Origin of the sequence: Streptomyces endocoffeicus (assembly GCF_016741935.1) — a bacterium.
In the GTDB taxonomy this organism is placed as follows: Bacteria; Actinomycetota; Actinomycetes; order Streptomycetales; family Streptomycetaceae; genus Streptomyces; species Streptomyces endocoffeicus.
The window spans coordinates 376712-389976 of sequence record NZ_JAERRG010000005.1; the positions used below are offsets into that span (position 1 = coordinate 376712).

A 13265-nucleotide genomic window follows, 5' to 3' on the forward strand; every position below is an offset into this window, starting at 1 on the left:
CTCGTCACGGAATCACCGACCTGGTAAGTTATCGGTAACGTACAGGCGTGCAGGTGGTTTGAAAAGAAGTCGCGTTAACGTATCTCACGGGATTGGTGACATGGGCGAGAGTCCGCAGGTCAAGGTGAAGGCGCCACAGTACGATCCGACACCGTGCTATCCGGTCCTCGCCGACGCGGTCGCCGTCGGCTGGGCCGACGCGGCGGGGACGCTCCCGAAGGGGACCCGGGTCCTCGCCGTGGACGGCCCCGCGGTGCTGGACTGGGCCGCCGTCGCCGCCGGGCTGGGCGCGGCGTTCGGCGACGGCGGCATCCGGGTGGAGTTCGCGGACGTCCGGACGGCGGTGCGCGACTGGGAGACGGTGCGCGGCCTCACGGACTCCGACGAGCTGCGGGACGACCCCGATTTCGCGCGGCTGGCCGACGGCGACCTCTCCGACCTGATGGACCCACGGGCCCTGGCGGCGCTCGCTGACCTGGGCGGATCCGGTACGGGCGGCGTGGACGCGTCCGGCGCGGGGGGCTCCGGCCCGGCCGAGGGCGCCGTGGGCGCATCCGGTCCGGCCGGGGACGGCACGCTGCGCGTCCTGCTCGGGCCCGGCGCCGCGCTCGCGGACGCCGACGTCCTGTGGTGGGCCGACCTGCCGAAGCGGTACGCGGAGGCGGCGGTCAAGCACGGCCGGGGCCGCAACCTCGCGGCGCCCGAGGGCGAGCCGCCGACCCTGCGCCGACTGCTCTACATCGACTGGCCGCTGCTCGACCGCCACCGCGACCACATGGCGGAGCGGATCGACCGATGGATCGACGTTACCGATACCGTCGCCCCGACGTCGATCGGCGGGCACGCGCTGCGCGAGACCTGCCGGTCGCTCGCCGCCCGCCCCTTCCGCACCCGGCCGACCTTCAACTCGACGCCGTGGGGCGGGCACTGGGCACAGGAGACGCTCGGTCACAACCCGGACGCGGAGAACACGGCTCTCGGCTACGAATTGATCGCGCCGGAGAGCGGCGTCCTGCTCGGCGACGACGCCTCCAGGTGTGTGGAGGTGCCGTTCCAGCTCGTCGTCGCGCTCTCCCCGGTGGAGGTGCTCGGCCCGGCCGTGCACGAGATGTTCGGCACGTCGTTCCCGGTCCGCTTCGACTACCTCGACACCGTCCGCGGCGGCAATCTGTCGGTCCACTGCCATCCCAGGCCCGACGACATGCGCGACGTCTTCGGCTGGTCGTACACCCAGCACGAGACCTACTACCTGATGCACGCCGAGGAGCACGGCAAGGTCTTCCTCGGACTGCGCGAGGACGCCGACGTCGAGGAGTTCCACCACAGCGCGCACGCCGCCGACGCGCACGGCACACCGTTCGACATCGAGCGGTATGTGCGGGTGTTCCCCGCCGAGGCCGGGCAGCTCTACCTGGTCCCGGCCGGTACGCCGCACGGCAGCGGCGAGGGCAATGTCGTCCTCGAAGTCAGCGCCACCCCCTATCTGTACTCACTGCGGTTCTACGACTGGCTGCGGCGGGACGCGGCGGACCGGCAGCGTGCCGTGCACGTGGAGCACGCCTTCCGCAACCTCGACCCGGCGCGGTCCGGTGCCGCGGTCGCCCGCGAGCTGATCCAGCGGCCCCGGCCGCTGCGCGCGGGGGACGGCTGGCGGGAGGAGGTGCTGGGCGCGCTGCCGGCGATGTTCTTCCAGGTGCACCGGATCGCCGTCGAACCGGGCCGGGCCGCCGAGCAGCGCACCGACGGCCGCTTCCACGTGCTGACCGTCGTCGACGGGCAGGGCGCGGTCATCACCACCGCCGCCGGGCACCGGCACTCCGTACACTATGCGGAAACTCTCGCAGTCCCGGCGTCCGTCACCGCCTACCACGTGCACAGTCAGGGGCCGGAGCCGGTCCGTCTGGTGAAGGCACAGGTGGTATGAGCGCACATTCGGAGTCCGAACCGGCCCTGACCATGCGGGACGTGGCCGCGCGGCTCGGCGTCAGCCCGATGACGGTCTCCCGCGCGCTGCGCGGTCAGCGCGGCATCGGCGAGGCCACCCGCCAGCGGGTGCTCGCCGAGGTGGCGGCCCTCGGCTACCGCCCCAACAAGCGGGCCCGAGAGCTGCGTTCGGGCGGCCCCAGCGAGCTCATCGGCCTGGTCGTGACCAACCTGGCGAACCCGTTCTACTCCCAACTCGCCGTGGGCCTCGAGCAGATCTGTGTGGGCTACGGCGCACGGGTCATGCTCGGCAGCACCGGGGAGGACCCGGCCACCGAACGGGAGGTGGTGGCCGACCTGGTGGACCGCGGCGTGGACGGCCTGGTCGTCGCCCCCGCCGGGCACGACCACAGCCACCTCGGCGCCGAACGGCTGCGCGATCTCCCGGTGGTGCTCGCGGCCAGCCCGCCGATGGGCATCGACGTGGACTGCGTCCTGGTGGACGACTACGGCGGCACCCGGGACGCGTGCCGCCGCCTCGTGTCCCGCGGCCACCGGCGCATCGGCTTCCTCGGCCTGCCGCCGTCGCTGTGGACGGGCTCCGAGCGCTTCCGGGGCTACGCGGTGGCGCTGGAGGAGGCGGGCATCGCGCTCGACGAGCGGTACATCAGCCGGCACCGGGGCGACAGCGCGCTCGCGGAGGAGGCGGCGCGTGCCATGCTCGCCCTGCCGGACCCGCCGACCGCGCTGCTGACCGCCAACAACCGGAACACGGTGGGCGCGCTGCGTGCCCTGCGGGACCGTGCGCAGGACGAGGAGCCGGTCGCCCTCGCGGGCTTCGACGACATCGAACTCGCCGACATGCTGCACCTGCCGCTCACCGTCGTCTCCTACGACCCGGTCGAACTCGGCCGGGCCGCCGCGACGCTGCTGTTCGAGCGCCAGGCGAGCACCGCCCCGCAGCCGCCGCGCCGCGTGACCATCGCGACCACACTCGTCGACCATCCGGCACCGCGGTAGGCGCCGATGACGGACACCGGAGGCCCTGCTGTGCCGCACCGACGCGCTGACGAGCCCTCCGTCGTGCCCGTCCTCGAAGTGGGCGGTTCCCATGTCACCGCGGCGGCCGTCGACCTCGACCGGGCCCGGATCGTCGACGGCACCAGGCGCCGCCTGCCACTGGCGCCCGGCCTTGGCCCCGAGGACTTCCTCACCGCGCTCGCCGAGACCGCCAACGGCGTGCTTTCCGGGCTTGCTGCGTCCTCTGTGTCCCCTGCGTCCTCGGCGACGGCCCTCGGCGCGCACGGGGTCCGCGGCACCTGGGGCATCGCGGTCCCGGGGCCGTTCGACTACGCGCGCGGCATCGCCCGCTACCACGGCGTCGGCAAGTTCGCCGCGCTGGACGGCCTCGCCGTCGGCGACCTCCTGACCCCCCGTCTGAACCCGCGCCCGGCCCGGCTGCGGTTCCTCAACGACGCCTCCGCCTTCGCGCTCGGCGCCCGGCACACGGCCCACGCGGAGAGCCGCCGCCTCGTCGCGGTCACCCTCGGTACGGGGGTCGGCTCCGCGTTCCTGGACCGCGGGGCGATTGTCGAGAACGACCCGCGCGTGCCGCCCGAGGGCCGCGTCGACCTGCTCACCGTCGACGGCCGTCCGCTGGAGGACACGGTCTCCACCCGGGCGATGACCGCCCACTACACGGACCGCACCGGCCGTCCCGTCGACGGGCTGCGCGAACTGACGGCCCTCGCCGCCGTCGACGACATCACCGCCCGCGACGTCATCACCTCGGCCCTGCGCGCCCTCGGCGCCGCCCTCGCCCCGTGGCTGACCGCCTTCGAGGCCGACACGGTCGTCTTCGGCGGCTCCATCACCGCCGCCTGGCCCCTGATAGGCCCACCCCTCACCGCCGGCCTCACCCACCACGACCCACGGCTCGCCCGCCTCACCCTGTCGGTACACGCCGACGGCGAGGACCAGGCACTGCTGGGCGCGGCGGTGTTCGCGGCGCGGGGGGCGTAGCCGGACCGGCGGGCCAGCGGGAGAGCGGCGCGCAGAGGGGCGGGACCCGGTGTGTGGGTCCCGCCCTTCTTGGTCTTCGTGGTGGGCGGCTTACTTGGGGTCTTTGATGTCGTCGTCGGACTGGAGCCCTTGGGTGGGGGGCGGGTCAATGGCGGCGGTGGGGTTGGTGCAGCCGGGGACGCTGCCTTCGGGGGCGCAGTTGTCCGGCTCGTTGTCGATGACCTTGGTGTTGGTGAGCGTCACCTGACCCGCCTGGTTGTCGATGCCGCCACCGGCGGTGATCGCCGTGTTGCGGGTGACCAGGCTGTCGACCAATGTGGCGGTGGCGGTGCCGGCGGGGGTGGAGAGGTTCGAGAGGCCCGCGCCTCGCACGGCGATGTTGTCCTTGAGGGTGGTCGACTTCAGGTTCAGGGTGGAGGCGTTCACATTGCGGATGCCACCACCGTTGATGGCGCTGTTGCCCCTGACTGATACGGACTCCAGAGTCGCGGTCCCCAGGATGTTCTCCAAACCGCCACCATTGTCGGTGACCGCCCGGTTCTTGAGCAGGGATCCGCGCTTCATCGTCATTGTGCCGTCACCGCTGTTGACGACTCCGCCACCGAAGCTGGCCGCGCGGTTGCGCTCGACGGTGGTGCGGTCGAGGTTGAGCTGTCCACCGTCGTTGGAGACGCCACCACCGGTGGCTGCGGAATTGTCCTTGAAGACGGTGTCGTTCAGATTCAGTGTGCCCTGCTCGTTGAGGGCGCCGCCGCCAGAGTCGCCGCTGAGGCCACCACTGACGGTGAGTGACTTCAGGGTGAGGGTGCCACCGGATACGACGTGGAAGATGCGGAAGTTTTCCGTGGCGTCCGGGTCGCGTCGGATGGTGCTGTTGTTGCCGGAGATGGTCACGTCCCCGGTGATCTCCGGGAGCCCGTCGTCCGGGTTGTCCGGTGTGGCCAGGGTGTAGGTGCAGCGGGGTGCGAGGGTGATGCGGGCGCCGTTGGTGTTGGCCTGGTTGATGGCGTTCACCAGGCCGGGGATGTCGTTGCACCGCACTTGGATGTCGTCGGCGGCGCTGGCCGGTCCGGCCGGCAGGACCGCGAGGGAGAGTCCCGCACCGACCGCGACGGTCATGGCGCCGGACCGCGAAATGAACCTCATCGTTACGCCTTCCTCAGCACTGGAGTGAAGCGGCGCATCACCGGTCCCAGCGGCCTTGCTGGTCGACCGGGATGGCAAGATGACGTTCCATTTCTAACTACAAGTGTTCGCATCCTCACTCGGTGTGCCGCCAAACGGGTCCCGTCCTCAGGCCTCCGTCGAAGAGACCTCCGTCGAAGAGGCCTCCGTCGGGGCGGGCTCGCCGGCGCAGCAGGCGTCGGCGGTGTCGAGTGCCGCGCTCTTGCCCATCTGGTCGGCGTCACCCTTGACGACGTAGACCTCCCAGGGCTCCTTGCCGGGGCCGTGGACCCAGACCTTGTCCTGGAGGGCGTAGCAGCAGGAAGTGTCGTTCTCCTCGAAAGTGGCGAGCCCCGCCTCCTTGAGGCGGTCGGTGGCGGCGGTGACCCGGTCGGTGGAGGTGACCTCGACGCCGAGGTGGTCCAGCCGGGTCTCCTGTCCGGCTTCGCCTTCGATCAGGACGAGCTTGAGCGGCGGCTCGGTGATCGCGAAGTTGGCGTATCCGGGGCGGCGCTTGGCGGGCTCGACGCCGAAGAGCTTGGAGTAGAACGTCACGGAAGCGTCGAGGTCGGGCACGTTCAGGGCAAGCTGCACGCGGGACATGACAGGGTCTCCCATCGGGTTGTATCGATGTTCTTCGATTCAACATTGCGCCTTGGATCGAAAAATGTCAACATAGAAGAATGTCGAAACAAGAGCTTGCGGTGCCCGGCCAGGACGGCGTCGACGGCTGCTGCCCGGGACTGCTGACCGCTCCCCTGGGCGAGGCGCAGTCCGTTGAGCTGGCGAAGGTGTTCAAGGCGCTGGGCGACCCGATCCGGCTGCGACTGCTGTCGATGATCGCCTCCCGCGCCGGGGGTGAGGTGTGCGTGTGTGACCTGACCCCAGCCTTCGATCTGTCGCAGCCGACGATCTCGCATCACCTGAAGCTGCTGCGGCAGGCCGGGCTGATCGACTGCGAGCGCCGTGGGACCTGGGTCTACTACTGGCTGCTGCCGGAGATGACCGACCGGCTCGCCGGGATCCTCACCCGCCCCGCCGGACAGCCTCTGCCCGAGCCTGCCGGGACGGCGGGGGACGCCTGATGGCCGCCCACGTGACGGCGTCCTCGGCCGCTCCCGCCGCCCCGCGCCTGTCGTTCGTGGACCGCTTCCTCGCGGTGTGGATCCTGCTGGCGATGGCGGTCGGCCTCGGCCTGGGACGGCTCGTTCCCGGCCTGGGCGACGCCCTGGCGAAGGTGACCGTCACCGGCGTCTCGCTGCCCATCGCGCTGGGCCTGCTGGTGATGATGTACCCGGTCCTGGCCAAGGTCCGCTATGACCGCCTCGACACGGTCACCCGGGACCGGCGCCTGCTGGTCCCCTCGCTCGTACTGAACTGGATCCTGGGCCCGGCGGTCATGTTCGCCCTCGCCTGGCTGCTCCTGCCGGACCTGCCGGAGTACCGGACGGGCCTGATCATCGTCGGCCTGGCCCGCTGTATCGCCATGGTCATCATCTGGAACGACCTGGCCTGCGGCGACCGCGAAGCCGCCGCCGTCCTCGTCGCCCTGAACTCCGTCTTCCAAGTGATCGCCTTCTCCGCGCTCGGCTGGTTCTACCTCACCGTGCTGCCCGGCTGGCTCGGCCTGGAACAGACCGGTCTCGATATCAGCGTGTGGGAGATCGCCCGCAGCGTGCTGATCTTCCTCGGCATCCCCCTGGTGGCAGGCTTCCTCACCCGGCGCCTCGGCGAGAGGGCCAAGGGCCGTGCCTGGTACGAGACGAAGCTCATCCCGCGCATCGGCCCGTTCGCCCTGTACGGGCTGCTGTTCACGATCGTCGTCCTGTTCGCCCTCCAGGGCGACGCGATCACCTCACAGCCGATGGACGTGGCGCGGATCGCACTGCCGCTGCTGGTCTACTTCGCCGTGATGTGGGCCGGGTCCATGGCACTGGGGAAGGCCGTGGGCCTGGACTATCCGCGCTCCACGACGCTGGCGTTCACCGCCGCGGGCAACAACTTCGAACTCGCCATCGCCGTCGCCATCGCCACCTTCGGCGCCTCCTCCGGGCAGGCGCTGGCCGGGGTCGTCGGCCCGCTCATCGAGGTTCCCGTACTGATCGGCCTCGTCCACGTGGCCTTGGCCGCCCGCCGCTACTTCCCTCAGCCCACCGCCATGACCGCCGAGCACGCGCCCGCCCAGGAAGGTGCCGCCCGTGTCTGACCCCCAGAACCCCCAGAACCCCCAGAACCCCGAGAACCCCGAGAAGCCCGAGAAGCCGTCCGTGCTGTTCGTCTGCGTCCACAACGCGGGCCGCTCCCAGATGGCCGCCGCCTTCCTCACCCACCTCGCCGGCGACCGCGTCGAAGTCCGCTCCGCCGGTTCGGCACCGGCCGAGCACGTCAACCCCGCCGTGGTGGAAGCCATGGCGGAAGTCGGCATCGACATCGACGCGGAGATCCCCAAGGTGCTGACCGCCGAGGCCGTGCAAGCCTCGGACGTGGTCATCACCATGGGCTGCGGCGACGCCTGCCCCTACTTCCCCGGCAAGACCTACCTGGACTGGAAGCTCGACGATCCGGCCGGGCAGGGCGTCGCCGCGGTACGGCCGATCCGTGACGAGATCCGGGCCCGCATTGAGGGCCTCGTCAGCGAACTCACGACTGGAGGCCGCGGGTGACCCTTCACGCCGAGACGATCCGCAATCACCGGCCTGACGGCCGAGCACGCTGATGAGGTTCTGGCGAGGGGCGCGCAGAGGGGCGGGACCCGGTATGTGGGTCCCGCCCCTCTTGGTCTTCGTGGTGGGCGGCTTACTTAGGGTCTTTGATGTCGTCGTCGGGCAGGAGTTCCTGTGTGGTGGGCGGGTCGATGGCGGTGGTGGTGGGGTTGGTGCAGCCGGGGACGCTGCCTTCGGGGGCGCAGTTGTCCGGGGTGTTGTCGATGACCTTGGTGTTGGTGAGGGTGACCTGGCCGTTCGACTGGTTGTCGATGCCGCCGCCGGCGGTGATCGCCGTGTTGCGGGTGACCAGGCTGTCGACCAATGTGGCGGGACTGGCGAGGTTTGAAAGGCCCCCACCTCTCACGGCGATGTTGTCCTTGAGGGTGGTCGACTTCAGATTCAGGGTGGAGCCGTTCAGGTTGCGGATGCCGCCACCACTCATGGCGGTGTTGCCCCTGACCGATACGGACTCCAGGGTCGCGGTCCCCCCGATGTTCTCCAAACCGCCACCGTTGTTGATGGCCGACCGGTTCTTGAGCAGGGACCCGCGCTTCATCGTCATCGTGCCGCCACCGTCGTTGGCGACTCCGCCGCCGAAGCCGGTTGCGGTGTTGCGTTCGACGATGCTGCGGTCCAGGTTGAGCTGCCCACCGTCGTTGGAGACGCCACCACCGGTGGCTGCGGAATTGTCCTTGAAGACGGTGTCGTTCAGGTTCAGTGTGCCCTGCTCGACCAGGGCGCCCCCTCCGGTGGATGCGATGTCGCCGCCGCTGACCGTGAGTGACTTCAGGGTGAGGGTGCCACCGGATACGACGTGGAAGATGCGGAAGTTTTCCGTGGCGTCCGGGTCGCGTCGGATGGTGGAGCCGTTGCCGGAGATGGTCACGTCCCCGGTGATCTCGGGGAGTCCGTCGTCGGGGTTGTCGGGTGTGGTCAGTGTGTAGGTGCAGCGGGGTGCGAGGGTGATGTGGGCGCCGTTGGTGTTGGCCTGGTTGATGGCGTTCACCAGGCCGGGGATGTCGTTGCACCGCACTTGGATGTCGTCGGCGGCGCTGGCCGGTCCGGTCGGCAGGACCGCGAGGGAGAGTCCCGCACCGACCGCGACGGTCATGGCGCCGGACCGCGAAATGAACCTCATCGTTACGCCTTCCTCAGCACTGGAGTGAAGCGGTGCATCACCGGCACCCAGCGGCCATGCTGGTCAGCGGCCATGCTGGTCGACCGGGATGGCAAGATGACGTTCTCTTTCTAACTACACGTGATCGGGCCCTCACCTGGTGTGCCGCCAAACGGGTCCGGTCCTCGCAAGGCCCTCCGCGATGCCGGACGGCTCAGGCTTGCCGGCCCCAGTCCAGGCGGTCGGCCAGGCCGGCGGTGGTGAAGGCGGCTTTCAGTTGGTCACGGCCCTCGGTGAAGTGGGCCCAGCTGTCGTAGTGGACCGGAACGACGCGGCGGGCGCCGAGGATCTGGGTGGCCTCGGCGGCCTGGGCGCTGTCCAGGACGATCAGCGCGCCGTCGAAGAGCATGGGGAAGCGGGGGGCTCCGGCGAAGAGGATGGCGGTGTCCACCGGGGCGAAACGCTGGGCGATCTGCTCGACCGCGTCGAGCGAGGCGTTGTCGCCGCTGACGTAGACCGTGGGCAGCCCCTCCCCGGTGAGGATGAAGCCGACGACTTGGCCGGTGACCGGTTCGACCTCCTCGTGCCTTCCGGGCCCATGGATGGCGGGCACGCCGGTCACCGGCACGGTGCCACCGTCGGGACGCTTCAGCTCGATGGACTCCCAGTCGGCCAGACCCTTGGCCTTCTCCCCGAGGCGTTGTCCGCCATCGGGGGTGGTGAGGGTGAGCGGGACGTCGGCGAGCAGGGCCCGGCCGGAGGTGTCGAGGTTGTCGGGGTGTTCGTCGTGCGAGAGCAGGACGACGTCGATGGGGCCGAGGTCGGCGGGGGTGGCGGTGGCGGGGGCGGTCTTGGTCAAGGTGCGGCCGGGCCGCCCGTAGTCGCCGGGGCCGTCGAACGTCGGGTCGGTCAGGAACCGCAGGCCGCCGTACTCGAAAAGGGCGGTCGGGCCGCCGAGGGTCCGGACCGGGAACTGGTCGGTTGCGTGGAGAGCGGTCACGGGAAACAACACCTCACGGATAGATCCGATTGAACCGTGAGGTGACTGTAGGCACTTCTCACGGATACATGCAAGCCGTACCATGAGAATCATGAAGGAGCCCGTGATGGAAGAACCGGCCCTGCCGCCCGCGACGGGCGAGGAAGAGCACCTCTCCCTTGCCCTCGCCAACAGCGCCATTGCCATGGCCGGCGGGTATACGGTCGATCTCCTGGCGGCTCCCGCGCAGGTCAATCGCTGGCTGACGGAGCGCGGCCTCGCCCCGGTCGACGCCGGCATGATGGAAATGTGTGCGACGCAGGTGCGCTCGCTCCGCGAGCAGATCAGGTCGCTGTTCGCCTCCCGCGCCGCGGGGCTCCCCGCTCTGCCCGCCGCTGTCTCGGCCATCAACGACGCGATGACCCGCGTCCCCACGGCCCCGCTCCTGCGATGGGATGACCGGACCGGCCCCTACCGCACAACCCCCCACCCCACCACCGCGATCGTCGACCACGCCCTGGCGACCGTCGCCGCCGACGCCGCCGACCTCCTCACCGGCCCGGACGCCGAACGTCTCACCGCATGCGGCTCCACCCCCTGTAATCGCTACCTGCTCCGCCACGGCCGTCGTCACTGGTGCTCCACCCGCTGCGGCGACCGCGCCCGCGCCGCCCGCGCCTACGCCCGCCGCACCCAGCCCGGGGTGTGAGTCCCGGCGGCGTCGTTCGCTGTCGGCGCCCCGGGTCCTGACGGATCGTCGCCGGTCAGAGGGGTCTTGTGGAGGTCGCCGGCCAGAGGGACCTTGTGGGGGTCGCTGGCCAGGGGGACCTTGCGGAGGCTGTCCCTCCTGCGAGCCACGCGCGGGTGACCGCCGTGTGGGGACGACTCCGGGGCGCGGGATCCGTAGCGTTCGGGGCAGTCGCGACGATGATTCGGGCCTGCTCGGCGGTCCCGAGTAGCTCAAGTCGACGGCCGAACCGAGGGGGTTGGGCCCTCGCAACTTGCCCTCCGCGTCACTTAGTGACATTCTGTCGTTCAGAGACGCTCGGAGGAGACGAGGTGCCATGGCCACGACGCAGAAGCGCGACGGAGGAGGGATGAGTGAGCGGCGGCGTACGCGACTGCGGCTGGAGATCTCGCGGGAGGCGGCGCGTCTGTTCTGGGAGCAGGGAGTGGCCGCCACGAGCGGCGATCAGATCGCGGAGGCCGTGGGCCTGTCCACGCGCACCATCTGGCGGCACTTCCGCAGTAAGGAGAGCTGTGCCGAGCCGATCGTCATGCAGGGCATCGTCACCCTGATGAGCGTGCTGCGCAGCTGGCCCCGGCAGAGCTCCCTCGAAGACCATCTGGCCACGGAACTGGCCGGCTTACGGGACGATAAAGAGAAGCTCCCCGTCGATCTTGCCGACGACATTCTCGCGATGAAGATGATCCGGCTCGCCGACACCGAACCGGCGCTCCGCACGGCGTGGCTGATGGCCTGCGACCAGAAGGAACGGGAGCTGTGCGCGATCATCGCCGACCGTCTTGAGCGCCCGGCCGGTGATCTGGAGGTGCGGCAGCACGCGGCGGCCGCCGCCGCGGCCGTGCGGGTCCTCGAAGAGCACATCGGCGCCGCCGTCCTCGCCGGCGCGGACGTCACGGAGTTCACCGACGTGGTGGCCGTCTCCCGGCGTTTCGCCCATGCGATCCGCACGGCCACCGGCGGAGTCGTCGGCGACCCCGTCGCCTGACGTTCACCTCGCGGCCGGCCGTTTCCTCGTCCGTCGTCCGGGTGTCCGGGCGGTCGGGCGGTCGGGGGAGCACGAAAGCAACCGGTGTCCCAAGAACACCATCCCCGTAAGCAGGCGCGGACGCAGCCCTACAGACCAACGCCTACCTGATGAGTGATTTCGCATGACTGAACCTCAGCCCCTACGCTCCGCCGACCCGGCGCCCGACCCGCACGGACCGGGCAGGCCCCCGGGGCGCAAGGCGAAGCAGACACCGCTGGAGCAGATGGGCGGCACCACGGGTCTGGTGTACATGATGCTGCCGGTCGTGGCCTTCGTGCTCGCCAACGCCTCCTACGGGCTGACCGCCGCCATCTGCACCGCCTTCGGTGTCTCCCTGGCCATCTCCGTGCTGCGCCTGGTGCGCAAGGAGTCGATCCAGCCCGCGCTCTCCGGCCTGTTCGGCGTCGCCGTCGCCTCGTTCGTCGCCTGGAAGACGGGATCGGCCAAGGGCTTCTTCCTGACGGGCATCTGGAGCAACCTCGCACTCGGCGTGCTCTTCCTGCTCTCGGTCCTCGTACGCCGGCCGCTGGCCGGAATCGTCTGGGGCTCGCTCAACGGCACCGGCACCGACTGGCTCAAGGACAAGCCCTCGCGCCACTACTACGACATTGCCACCCTCACTCTGGTGGGCGTCTTCGCCCTCCGGGTCGCCGTACAGCAGTGGCTCTACGACAAGGACGCCACCGGCTGGCTCGCCTTCGCCAAGATCGCGATGGGCTACCCCCTGCTCGCTCTGGCCTTCCTGGTCGTGCTGTGGGCGGGCCGCCGCTCGGGCACGCGACTCAAGGCCCTGGCCGGACCGCGGCCCGCGCGACCGGCCTGATCGACGACCCCTTTCGGAGCCCTGAGGAGAGAAATGGGCCAGTCCCTGCCCCAGAGCCAGTCCCTGCCCCAGAGCCAGTCCCTGCCCCAGAGCCTGTTCCTGCTCTGCTACACCGTGGACAAGGAAAAGTTCGAACTCACCAATCTCCAGGGCCGCGGCCAGTTGCTGCGCGCCGCGGCACTGACCGTGCTGACCCTCGACGGGCTGCTCGGCGCCGAGGGAAAGAAGGCCGTCCGGCTGCCCGCCGAGCCGCCGAGCGATCCCTTCTTGGCCGAGGTATGGCGCGACGTACCCGCGGAGAAGCCCAAGGGCTGGCTTTCGCTCGTCCACAACAAGGCCCACACCGCGGAGAAGCCCATCCGCGAGCAGCTCGCCGCGGCGGGTGTGGTCACGATCCGGCGCGAGAGGCGGCTGGGGCTGGTCGCCGTCGACCGGGTCACCGTCAACGATCCACGGCCGGTACTCGCCCTTCAGGAGCGGGTACGCGACGCCGTGCTCCGCGGGCCCGATCCGGCGGCGGTCCCGATGGAGGAGCTGACCATGGCCGTGTTCGCGGCCGAGGTGGAGGTGACCAGTGTGTTCTCCGGCAAGGAACGCCGGGAGCACGGGCAGGCGCTCAAGGGCCTCGCCGCACATTTCGACGACGCCGTGCCCGGTCTGCGCAAGGCGCTGCGCGACTCGTACCTGTCGAGCAGGGCCGTCGGAGGCGGCTGGGGCACATGAGCACCGACCACACGCCGGAGCGGGAAGGCGCCTC

At 70.3% G+C, this 13265-nt stretch carries 14 protein-coding genes; 10 read left to right on the top strand and 4 right to left on the bottom strand.

Annotated features, from left to right (window positions below; translation table 11 throughout):
- Positions 1 to 100: 100 nt before the first annotated feature.
- From JK364_RS16550 to JK364_RS57005, 3 genes are read left to right on the top strand one after another with little or no spacing between them, the layout of a single operon-like run.
- Positions 101 to 1924, top strand: a complete 1824-nt coding sequence (locus tag JK364_RS16550; RefSeq protein ID WP_201851828.1) for a class I mannose-6-phosphate isomerase — start codon at positions 101 to 103, stop codon at positions 1922 to 1924.
- A complete protein-coding gene (locus tag JK364_RS16555) occupies positions 1921 to 2943 on the top strand; it encodes a LacI family DNA-binding transcriptional regulator (RefSeq protein ID WP_201851829.1) in 1023 nt (340 codons plus the stop codon). Before JK364_RS16550 ends, JK364_RS16555 begins: the two co-directional genes overlap by 4 nt.
- Positions 2944 to 2973: 30 nt before the next feature.
- Positions 2974 to 3945: an ROK family protein gene (locus tag JK364_RS57005; RefSeq protein ID WP_201851830.1), complete on the top strand. Its 972-nt coding sequence runs from the start codon at positions 2974 to 2976 to the stop codon at positions 3943 to 3945.
- Positions 3946 to 4035: 90 nt separating this feature from the next.
- On the opposite strand, the gene JK364_RS16565 is transcribed toward JK364_RS57005, so the two are convergent.
- On the bottom strand, positions 4036 to 5091 hold the full coding sequence (locus JK364_RS16565) for a hypothetical protein (protein WP_201851831.1): 1056 nt from the start codon (positions 5089 to 5091) through the stop codon (positions 4036 to 4038).
- Positions 5092 to 5238: 147 nt separating this feature from the next.
- A complete protein-coding gene (locus JK364_RS16570) occupies positions 5239 to 5712 on the bottom strand; it encodes an ArsI/CadI family heavy metal resistance metalloenzyme (protein WP_201851832.1) in 474 nt (157 codons plus the stop codon).
- Positions 5713 to 5792: 80 nt separating this feature from the next.
- Between JK364_RS16570 and JK364_RS16575 the strand changes: the two genes are divergently transcribed.
- From JK364_RS16575 to JK364_RS16585, 3 genes are all read left to right on the top strand, one after another.
- Entirely contained in the window at positions 5793 to 6194 is a 402-nt protein-coding gene (locus tag JK364_RS16575; RefSeq protein WP_201851833.1) for an ArsR/SmtB family transcription factor, read from the top strand.
- Positions 6194 to 7315, top strand: coding sequence for an ACR3 family arsenite efflux transporter (gene arsB / locus JK364_RS16580; RefSeq protein ID WP_201851834.1), 1122 nt, complete (start codon positions 6194 to 6196; stop codon positions 7313 to 7315). The genes JK364_RS16575 and arsB overlap by 1 nt, the downstream gene beginning before the upstream one ends.
- Before the next feature lie 61 nt (positions 7316 to 7376).
- Entirely contained in the window at positions 7377 to 7772 is a 396-nt protein-coding gene (locus JK364_RS16585; protein WP_201851907.1) for an arsenate reductase ArsC, read from the top strand.
- 133 nt (positions 7773 to 7905) lie between these two features.
- Here JK364_RS16585 and JK364_RS16590 read toward each other — a convergent pair whose 3' ends face one another.
- Complete coding sequence (locus JK364_RS16590) at positions 7906 to 8952, bottom strand: hypothetical protein (protein WP_201851835.1); 1047 nt, start codon at positions 8950 to 8952, stop codon at positions 7906 to 7908.
- A gap of 193 nt (positions 8953 to 9145) precedes the next feature.
- The gene (locus JK364_RS16595; RefSeq protein ID WP_307841300.1) at positions 9146 to 9931 is read right to left on the bottom strand and encodes an MBL fold metallo-hydrolase; all 786 of its coding nucleotides are present in this window, start codon (positions 9929 to 9931) and stop codon (positions 9146 to 9148) included.
- A 91-nt stretch (positions 9932 to 10022) separates the two neighbouring features.
- Between JK364_RS16595 and JK364_RS16600 the strand changes: the two genes are divergently transcribed.
- From JK364_RS16600 to JK364_RS16615, 4 genes are all read left to right on the top strand, one after another.
- Complete coding sequence (locus tag JK364_RS16600) at positions 10023 to 10619, top strand: CGNR zinc finger domain-containing protein (RefSeq protein WP_201851837.1); 597 nt, start codon at positions 10023 to 10025, stop codon at positions 10617 to 10619.
- Positions 10620 to 10974: 355 nt separating this feature from the next.
- A complete protein-coding gene (locus tag JK364_RS16605) occupies positions 10975 to 11643 on the top strand; it encodes a TetR/AcrR family transcriptional regulator (RefSeq protein WP_230992009.1) in 669 nt (222 codons plus the stop codon).
- Positions 11644 to 11806: 163 nt separating this feature from the next.
- Entirely contained in the window at positions 11807 to 12508 is a 702-nt protein-coding gene (locus JK364_RS16610) for a DUF3159 domain-containing protein (RefSeq protein ID WP_201851838.1), read from the top strand.
- A 33-nt stretch (positions 12509 to 12541) separates the two neighbouring features.
- A complete protein-coding gene (locus tag JK364_RS16615; RefSeq protein ID WP_201851839.1) occupies positions 12542 to 13231 on the top strand; it encodes a GOLPH3/VPS74 family protein in 690 nt (229 codons plus the stop codon).
- Positions 13232 to 13265 lie beyond the last annotated feature (34 nt).

What these genes read in the sequence shown, in the direction of transcription:
- JK364_RS16615 (WP_201851839.1), top strand. Translation starts at nt 12,542, where the DNA reads ATGGGCCAGTCCCTGCCCCAGAGCCAGTCCCTGCCCCAGAGCCAGTCC.
- JK364_RS16570 (WP_201851832.1), bottom strand. Translation starts at nt 5,712, where the DNA reads ATGTCCCGCGTGCAGCTTGCCCTGAACGTGCCCGACCTCGACGCTTCC.
- JK364_RS16555 (WP_201851829.1), top strand. Translation starts at nt 1,921, where the DNA reads ATGAGCGCACATTCGGAGTCCGAACCGGCCCTGACCATGCGGGACGTG.
- JK364_RS16610 (WP_201851838.1), top strand. Translation starts at nt 11,807, where the DNA reads ATGACTGAACCTCAGCCCCTACGCTCCGCCGACCCGGCGCCCGACCCG.
- JK364_RS16550 (WP_201851828.1), top strand. Translation starts at nt 101, where the DNA reads ATGGGCGAGAGTCCGCAGGTCAAGGTGAAGGCGCCACAGTACGATCCG.
- JK364_RS16575 (WP_201851833.1), top strand. Translation starts at nt 5,793, where the DNA reads ATGTCGAAACAAGAGCTTGCGGTGCCCGGCCAGGACGGCGTCGACGGC.
- JK364_RS16600 (WP_201851837.1), top strand. Translation starts at nt 10,023, where the DNA reads ATGAAGGAGCCCGTGATGGAAGAACCGGCCCTGCCGCCCGCGACGGGC.
- arsB (WP_201851834.1), top strand. Translation starts at nt 6,194, where the DNA reads ATGGCCGCCCACGTGACGGCGTCCTCGGCCGCTCCCGCCGCCCCGCGC.
- JK364_RS16590 (WP_201851835.1), bottom strand. Translation starts at nt 8,952, where the DNA reads ATGAGGTTCATTTCGCGGTCCGGCGCCATGACCGTCGCGGTCGGTGCG.
- JK364_RS16565 (WP_201851831.1), bottom strand. Translation starts at nt 5,091, where the DNA reads ATGAGGTTCATTTCGCGGTCCGGCGCCATGACCGTCGCGGTCGGTGCG.
- JK364_RS16605 (WP_230992009.1), top strand. Translation starts at nt 10,975, where the DNA reads ATGGCCACGACGCAGAAGCGCGACGGAGGAGGGATGAGTGAGCGGCGG.